The sequence below is a fragment of the Mesorhizobium sp. M1E.F.Ca.ET.063.01.1.1 genome (assembly GCF_003998155.1).
In the GTDB taxonomy this organism is placed as follows: Bacteria; Pseudomonadota; Alphaproteobacteria; order Rhizobiales; family Rhizobiaceae; genus Mesorhizobium.
This window is the reverse complement of record NZ_RZSC01000871.1, coordinates 1-2,280: the sequence shown is the minus strand read 5'-3', so window position 1 is coordinate 2,280 and position 2,280 is coordinate 1. Positions and strand designations below refer to the sequence as shown.

Here is a 2,280-nt window from a genome sequence, read left to right as displayed (position 1 = left end):
CATTTCCCCAAAGGCCTCTGCCGCTCGCTGCTCAAGACCGCGCCCTCCATCTACACCCAGCATGCGCGCAATCCCGAGCGCTCGGTGCAGATCGGCGGCAATGCGACGGTGTTCGCGCCGGTCTACGGCCCGCCCTTCGTGCGCGACCTCGACGGCAACCGCCGCTACGCGACGCTCGAGGATTTCCAGAATTTCGTGAAGCTCGCCTATATGGCGCCGTCGATCCACCATTCGGGCGGCACGGTGTGCGAGCCGGTCGACGTGCCGGTCAACAAGCGGCATCTCGATATGGTCTATTCGCACATCCGCTATTCGGACAAACCGTTCATGGGCTCGGTCACCGCGCCAGAGCGGGCGGAAGACACCGTTGCCATGGCCAAGATCGTGTTCGGCGACGACTTCGTCGAGAACAACACGGTGCTGACCAGCCTGATCAACGCCAACTCGCCGATGGTGTTCGACGAGACCATGCTCGGGGCGCTGAAGGTCTACTCGCGCCACAACCAGGCCTGCATCGTCACGCCTTTCATCCTGGCCGGCGCGATGAGCCCGGTGACGGTCGCCGGCACGCTGACGCAGGTGCTGGCCGAGGTGCTCGCCGGCGCCTCGTTCACGCAGCTCATCCGCCCCGGCGCGCCGGTGCTGTTCGGTACCTTCGCCTCGTCCATCTCGATGCAGTCGGGCGCGCCGACCTTCGGCACGCCGGAGCCGTCGCTGGTCTCCTATGGCGCCGCACAGCTCGCCCGCCGTCTCGGCCTGCCGTTCCGCACCGGCGGCTCGCTCTGCGCCTCCAAGATTCCCGATGCGCAGGCGGCCTATGAGAGCGCCAACACGCTGAACTCGACGATCCTTGCCGGCACCAATTTCGTGCTGCATTCGGCCGGCTGGCTCGAGGGCGGCCTCGCCTCCTGCTACGAAAAGTTCATGATGGACATCGACCAGCTCGGCATGCAGCAGAAGTTTTCGGAAGGTGTCGACCTGTCGGAAAACGGCCAGGCGATGGATGCCATCCGCCAGGTCGGCCCGGGAAGCCATTATCTCGGCTGCGACCACACCCAGGCGAATTTCCAGACCGCCTTCTACCGCTCCAACGTCGCCGATAACAATTCCTATGAGCAGTGGCTGGCCGAAGGCCAGAAGACGGCGCCGCAGCGCGCCAACGAGCTCGCCCGCCGCTGGCTGGAAAGCTACGAGGCGCCCCATCTCGATCCGGCGATCGACGAGGCGCTGAAGGACTTCATCGCCAGGAAGAAGGGCTCGATGCCCGACGCCTTCACTTGAAAGGAGCCCGAGTCAGGCGGGGCTAAAGTCGCCAACATCATTCACAAGGAAGTCTGGCGGAGCGCGTTCTCCGACCCGGACCGGAAGGGATGATTTTTTCGCCCGGCACGATTGAAGGGGTCGCGGCCGCGCTTGCCGCCCATGGCCTGATCCCTCGCGGTGGCTTCCGCTTCGCAAGCGACGAAGCCGCGCCTGCCGGACTTTCCGGTGCGCCCGCCAAGTCCGTCCTCCTGGTCGGGCAGGCGGGCGCGGCACCCTGGCCGCATTTCCAGCGCTGGCTCGAGGGGCAATCGCAACCCATCGCCAATCCCCTAGACACGTGGTCGCGCGAAGTGATCGGCGCGGTCGCGCAAGAATTCGATGCCCGCGCCGTGTCGCCCTCCGATCGGCCCTATCTGCCGTTCCAGCAATGGGCGATGCGGGCGGAGGGCTTGAAGCCTTCGCCGCTCGGTATCCTCATGCATCCCAAATACGGGCTCTGGCATGCCTATCGCGGGGCGCTGCTGTTCGCGGCCGAGATTTTCCTCCCTGAACCTCACAAAACGATTCATCTTTGCGACACATGCGCCGAAAAACCCTGCATGAAATCCTGTCCGGTCGACGCCTATTCCGGGCAGGGCTTTGCCCATGATGCCTGCCTCGGCCATGTGCGCGGCCCTCGCGGTGAGCCCTGCCGGAGCGGCGGCTGCCTCGACCGCAACGCCTGTCCCTACGGCGCGAGCTTTCGCTATCCGCCCGAGGTGCAAGCCTTTCATATGGCAGCCTTCGCACGCTAACTGCGCGACCTGACAAGACCTTCCACAGACTGTGCGTGATCCGTCAGATCTCAGGGTTTCCGGCCGAAAGCCAGCCCTGCTGCATGAAAGAGCCCCATCAGCAGGGCCCCGATGAAACCCGAGACCAGTGTGACAACGGGATGGTTTGCGCTGTCGATCTGATATGCAAAGAGGGTTGCCACGACGAAGCTTGCCCAGCCGGCGATCACGTTGGGGATAGCTG

The 2,280-nt window shown here is 64.6% G+C and carries 2 protein-coding genes; both read left to right on the top strand.

Annotation, left to right across the window (positions count from 1 at the left end; translation table 11 throughout):
- Positions 1–1,281: trimethylamine methyltransferase family protein (locus EOA29_RS33625; protein WP_127222213.1), on the top strand; the 1,281-nt coding region annotated here is incomplete at its 5' end.
- Positions 1,282–1,370: 89 nt separating this feature from the next.
- The gene (locus tag EOA29_RS33620; protein WP_126093298.1) at positions 1,371–2,057 is read left to right on the top strand and encodes a 4Fe-4S dicluster domain-containing protein; all 687 of its coding nucleotides are present in this window, start codon (positions 1,371–1,373) and stop codon (positions 2,055–2,057) included.
- The last annotated feature ends 223 nt before the right edge of the window (positions 2,058–2,280 follow it).

Excerpts from the sequence above, each read along its gene's own strand:
- EOA29_RS33620 (WP_126093298.1), top strand. The coding sequence starts at position 1,371 with ATGATTTTTTCGCCCGGCACGATTGAAGGGGTCGCGGCCGCGCTTGCC.